At 67.8% G+C, this 4553-nt stretch carries 7 protein-coding genes; 3 read left to right on the top strand and 4 right to left on the bottom strand.

Annotated elements, in window-relative coordinates:
* The coding region (locus WAS25_RS13290) for a UDP-N-acetylglucosamine--N-acetylmuramyl-(pentapeptide) pyrophosphoryl-undecaprenol N-acetylglucosamine transferase (RefSeq protein WP_422312889.1) at positions 1-401 on the bottom strand (401 nt) is incomplete at its 3' end.
* Positions 402-561: 160 nt separating this feature from the next.
* Between WAS25_RS13290 and WAS25_RS13285 the strand changes: the two genes are divergently transcribed.
* Together WAS25_RS13285 and WAS25_RS13280 are read left to right on the top strand one after the other, a co-directional pair.
* Positions 562-1311, top strand: a complete 750-nt coding sequence (locus WAS25_RS13285; protein ID WP_422312887.1) for an electron transfer flavoprotein subunit beta/FixA family protein — start codon at positions 562-564, stop codon at positions 1309-1311.
* A gap of 38 nt (positions 1312-1349) precedes the next feature.
* Positions 1350-2321: an electron transfer flavoprotein subunit alpha/FixB family protein gene (locus WAS25_RS13280; protein ID WP_422312885.1), complete on the top strand. Its 972-nt coding sequence runs from the start codon at positions 1350-1352 to the stop codon at positions 2319-2321.
* 158 nt (positions 2322-2479) lie between these two features.
* On the opposite strand, the gene WAS25_RS13275 is transcribed toward WAS25_RS13280, so the two are convergent.
* Genes WAS25_RS13275 through WAS25_RS13265 form a run of 3 tightly spaced genes read right to left on the bottom strand, consistent with a single transcriptional unit; the run spans position 2480 to position 3935 of the window.
* Positions 2480-2929: a DUF1569 domain-containing protein gene (locus WAS25_RS13275; RefSeq protein ID WP_422312883.1), complete on the bottom strand. Its 450-nt coding sequence runs from the start codon at positions 2927-2929 to the stop codon at positions 2480-2482.
* A 25-nt stretch (positions 2930-2954) separates the two neighbouring features.
* On the bottom strand, positions 2955-3182 hold the full coding sequence (locus tag WAS25_RS13270) for a hypothetical protein (protein WP_422312881.1): 228 nt from the start codon (positions 3180-3182) through the stop codon (positions 2955-2957).
* Between the two features lie 30 nt (positions 3183-3212).
* Complete coding sequence (locus WAS25_RS13265) at positions 3213-3935, bottom strand: cyclic nucleotide-binding domain-containing protein (RefSeq protein WP_422312879.1); 723 nt, start codon at positions 3933-3935, stop codon at positions 3213-3215.
* Between the two features lie 113 nt (positions 3936-4048).
* Here WAS25_RS13265 and lpxK point away from each other — a divergent pair.
* The coding region (gene lpxK / locus WAS25_RS13260) for a tetraacyldisaccharide 4'-kinase (protein ID WP_422312877.1) at positions 4049-4553 on the top strand (505 nt) is incomplete at its 3' end.

Here is a 4553-nt window from a genome sequence, read left to right as displayed (position 1 = left end):
GCGTTGCTCTCGTGCAGGAAGAAGGGGATGCCCAGCGAGCGGGCCGCCAGCAGGGCCGGCGCGGCGCCGTAGCCGCCGGTGCCGATCACCGCCCAGGGTCTCTCGCGGCGCCAGAGGCTCTTCAGGCGAAAGACGGCGCGCCCGAGCTTCCAGGCCGACCTCGCGGCCCGCAGCGGAGAACGCCCAAGGAATCCTTCTACGTCCAACAGCAAGTGGGGCCAGGCACTCGCCGGAAGCTCCCGCGCCTCGATGCCGCGTCGCGCACCAATGAAAGTGATCGGACGGTCAGACCACCGGGCCCGGGCGCCCTCCGCCAGGGCGAGGGCGGGAAAGAAGTGGCCCCCAGTCCCTCCGCCCGTGAGGACCAGCGCATCCTGGAAATTCAGCGTCGTGTCGTGCATGTACCGTCCACCCTGCCGGAGGGTTCCAACCTACCCTGAGGCAGGTGTGATGGCCGCCAAAAACCTGCGAAACCCCGATGGGATCTGCGGTTCCTCAGGCTAAACTCTTCCTTTGGGTCGGCTATCCGCCGACCTGCCCAAGACGCATCAGGGAGCGCCCATGAAGATCCTCGTCGCCCTCAAGCAGGTACCCGACACCGAGACCAAGATCAAAGTCGCGGCCGATGGCCGGTCCCTCGACCCCGCCGATGTAAAGTGGATCACCAGTCCGTACGACGAATACGCGCTGGAAGAGGCCATCCGCACCAAGGAGGCTAAAGGAGCCGAAGTGGTGGCCCTCTCGGTGGGCGGTGATTCCGCCAAGGACGTGCTCAAGAACGCGCTGGCGCTCGGTGCCGACTCGGCCGTGCTGCTACGTGGCGACGGCCAGGGCGATGCCTACGCCGTGGCCCAGATCATCGCCGGCTATGCCAGGGACAAGGGCTTCGACCTGATCCTCTGCGGCAACAAGGGCCTGGGCGGCGACAACGCGGCCATGGGGCCGATGCTCGCGGAGCTGCTCGGCGTGGCGCAGGCCAATGTGATCGTGATGCTGGAGCTGGGCGAGGGCACCTTCAAGGCTGAGCGGGAGACTGAGGGCGGCTCCGAAATCGTGGCAGGCAACCTGCCCGCCGTGATCACCGCCCAGAAGGGCCTCAACGAGCCCCGCTACGCCAGCCTCAAGGGCATCATGGCCGCCAAGAAGAAGACCATCGAGGAAGTGGATGCGGTGGCTGCGACGGTGGGCACCCAGACCATCGCCCTGGCCCTGCCGCCCGAGCGTCCTGCCGGACGCAAGCTGGAAGGCGACGCCGTCGCCCAGGCGACCGCCCTACTCCAGGCCCTCAAGGACGAAGCCAAGGTCTTCTAGGCCCTCTCTTCAGATCTCCGACTCGAAAGGACGCTTCCATGATTCTCGTATTCTGCGAACTGAAGGATGGCCAGATCCGCAAACCCAGCGCCGAAGCCCTGAGCGAGGGCCGCCGCCTGGCGGATGCCGCGGGCAAGCAGCTGGGCGCGCTCTTCGCTGGCGCCTCCTGCACGGGCGCCGCCGAGGCCGCCAAGTATGGCGCCGACGTGATCCTCACCGCCGAAGGCACCTCACTGGCCTCCTACTCCAGTGACGCCTATGCCACGGTCATCGCCGACGCCGTGAAGGCCAAGGGCGCCACCGTGCTGCTGGCCGCCGCCACCGCCGTGGGCAAGGACATGGCTCCCCGCGCCGCCGCCCGCCTGTGCGCCGGCTACGCCTCCGACGTCACCGGGCTCTCCATCGTGGACGGCAAGCTCCAGGCCCTGCGCCCCGTCTACGCCGGGAAGGCCTTCGCCACCACCAGCTTCGCCAGCGCCGTCCAGGTGGCGACCACCCGGCCCAACGTGTTCGCCGCGGCCGAGAAGTCCGGCGCCGGCACCATGGAAGCGCTTGCTGCCCCCACCGGGGACTTCAAATCCGTGGTGAGGGAGATACTCGCCAAGGCCAGCGGCAAGGTGGATCTCGCCGAAGCCAACGTCATCGTCAGCGGTGGCCGTGGCATGAAGGACGGCGCCAACTTCAAGATCCTCGAGGAGTTCGCCGACGCCATCGGCGGCGTGGTGGGCGCCTCCCGGGCGGCCGTGGACGCGGGGTGGGGCCTGCCCCATAGCATGCAGGTGGGCCAGACCGGCAAGGTCGTGAGCCCCACCCTCTACATCGCCTGCGGCATCAGCGGCGCCATCCAGCACATCGCCGGCATGAGCGGCTCGAAGTTCATCGTCGCCATCAACAAGGATCCCGAGGCCCCCATCTTCAAGCTGGCGAACTACGGCATTGTCGGAGATCTCTTCGAGGTCGTTCCCGAACTCACCAAGGCTGCCAAGACGCTGGGAATTGGCTCCAACTGAAGGCCGGTTTCTGTTGCAAAAAGGCCCGGTAATCGCCGGGCCTTTTTGCAGGTAGGAAATGGTTCGGACCCCGAGGCCGGACTTTGCCGGGTCGAGGCGTTGGGGGTTCCGGGGGGGTCATCCCGAGCACCGCGAGCAGGCGGTCCTCCCGGACAGCATCAGACCCCGAACTGCCTCAGGTGATGGTCGAAGTGCTTGAAGATCAAGCGTCCCCACTGCTCGCCGCTGAGCCGGCCGAAGAAGGGATGGATCATGCCCTCGGTCTTCGCGGTGCCGCGCTGGACCACGCGGTCGATGAGGGTGGCCAGGCGGGCGCGCTCGGCATCAAAGTCCAGCGCATCCTTGATCACGTAGGTGGGATCGGTCGGGGCATTCCGGCCGAAGGGCTTGTCCCCGAAGATCTGGCCCCGGATGAGGGGTGTGATCAGCTTTCCGAGGAAGGCCTGCTTCACCGGGCGGTCACCCAGCACGTCCCCCAAGGCGACGGCGCAGTGCCTCAGCATCTGGGCGGGTTGCATCCTCCCCCAGCGGCGCTGGGCGCCCGGTTCTAGCTCCGACAGGCGCCGGGCCAGGGCATCCCGGTCCCCCGGGTTGAACAGGGAATTCATCGACCACCTCCAGGCTTGCGCTGGGTCATAAGGGCTCGAACCCTTCATCCAGCAGGAAATCCCGGGCATCCTCCGGGTCCCCGAAGCGGGCGATGACCATGTCGCCCTCGTTCGCATCGCCGTCCAGCGCGTCAAGGCTGTTGCGCTCGCGGATGATGCAGGATCCGCCCACTTCATCCAGCCCGAACTGCACCAGCTCCCGGATGACGCCGTGCTCGTCCCGCCACAGCTCGACCAGCAGTTCCGTGCCCATGATCGCCTCCCTCAAGGACCCGCAGGAAGGTTACGTCTTCTCGAAGAACAGCACCACCATGCCGAAGCCCACCCGGTCGCCATGCTTCAGCTCCCGCGGTTCGCCGGGCTGGATGCGCTCGCCGCGCACGAAGGTGCCGTTGGCCACGCCGGGTTCCTCCAGCAGGAAGTACCGGCCGTGCTCGCAGAGGATACGGGCATGGCGCCGGGATACGCTGAGGTTGTGGTCCTCGTCCGTCAGGTCGATGTCGGGGTGGACACCCGTGGTGGGATCGAAGCGCCCGATGAGCGAGCCGTGGGACAGGATCGGGTGGGGCTTGCCGCTGAGCACGGACACCAGATTGGCCACCGGGGCGGTGACAGCCTTGGCGGGGCGGTTGGCGTCCATGGATTCCAGGCGTTCACCGACTTCGCGGTGACGCTGGGCCAGGCGCTGCATCATCTTCACGGAGACTTCGGGGTTCTGCCGGATCATCCGCATGAAGGTGCCGCGGTTAATGGCGATGAGGTCCGAATCCTCCAGGGCCAGAGCCGTGTGCTGGCGCGGCAGAGCCTCCAGCAGGCTGCCTTCCCCGAAGAAGTCCCCCTTGGCGAGCTCCTCGGCCCACTCCCCCTGGGCCTCTTCTGACACGTACAGGCGGACCTTGCCCGACAGGATGATGTACATCTGCTGGGCCATCTCCCCCTTGCGGAAGATCAGCTCGCCTTCGCGGAAGCGCAGCTTGCTTTGGTCGATGAAGCTGGGTTCAGCCATGCAGGTCCCGGGGAGGTCCCTAGCTTACCCCAGCCTCTGGGTCGGATGGAAACGCCTGCTCGGAGCCGGGGACGAAAGCCATTCCCGCCACCGACCTCCGCTACCCTGGATGGATGTCACTCCTGCGCCTCCTGGCCGCCCCGCTGGCCCCCCTCTATGGGGCTGTGGTGCGCGCCCGCAACCGGGGCTTCGACGCCCACCCCGACCGGGCGGCTCGCGCCACGGTTCCGGTGATCTCCATCGGCAACCTCAGCGCCGGAGGCACCGGCAAGACACCCCTCACCCTGTACCTGGCGGATGGCCTGGAGAACGGCGGCTGGACGAACGCCGTGCTCTCACGCGGTTACGGCGGGCGGCGGGACGTGGATCCCATGAGTGTCGAGGCGGACTCCGATCCCCGGCAGACCGGCGACGAGCCCCTGCTCATGGCCCGGCGCCTGGGCCCCCGCCGCGTGGTGGTGGGCCGGAAGCGCGAGGCGGCGGCCCTGCGGGCGCTCTCCCAGCGGCCGGATAGCCGTTGCCTGCTGCTGGACGACGGCTTCCAGCACCGGGCCCTCTACCGCGACCTCGACCTCCTGGTGCTCGATGGCGTGCGCCGCTGGGGCGACGGGCGGATGC

It is taken from the genome of Geothrix sp., assembly GCF_049292215.1.
In the GTDB taxonomy this organism is placed as follows: Bacteria; Acidobacteriota; Holophagae; order Holophagales; family Holophagaceae; genus Geothrix.
This window is presented reverse-complemented; position numbering and strand designations above follow the sequence as displayed.

What these genes read in the sequence shown, in the direction of transcription:
- WAS25_RS13275 (WP_422312883.1), bottom strand. Translation starts at nt 2,929, where the DNA reads ATGAATTCCCTGTTCAACCCGGGGGACCGGGATGCCCTGGCCCGGCGC.
- WAS25_RS13280 (WP_422312885.1), top strand. Translation starts at nt 1,350, where the DNA reads ATGATTCTCGTATTCTGCGAACTGAAGGATGGCCAGATCCGCAAACCC.
- WAS25_RS13285 (WP_422312887.1), top strand. Translation starts at nt 562, where the DNA reads ATGAAGATCCTCGTCGCCCTCAAGCAGGTACCCGACACCGAGACCAAG.
- WAS25_RS13265 (WP_422312879.1), bottom strand. Translation starts at nt 3,935, where the DNA reads ATGGCTGAACCCAGCTTCATCGACCAAAGCAAGCTGCGCTTCCGCGAA.
- WAS25_RS13270 (WP_422312881.1), bottom strand. Translation starts at nt 3,182, where the DNA reads ATGGGCACGGAACTGCTGGTCGAGCTGTGGCGGGACGAGCACGGCGTC.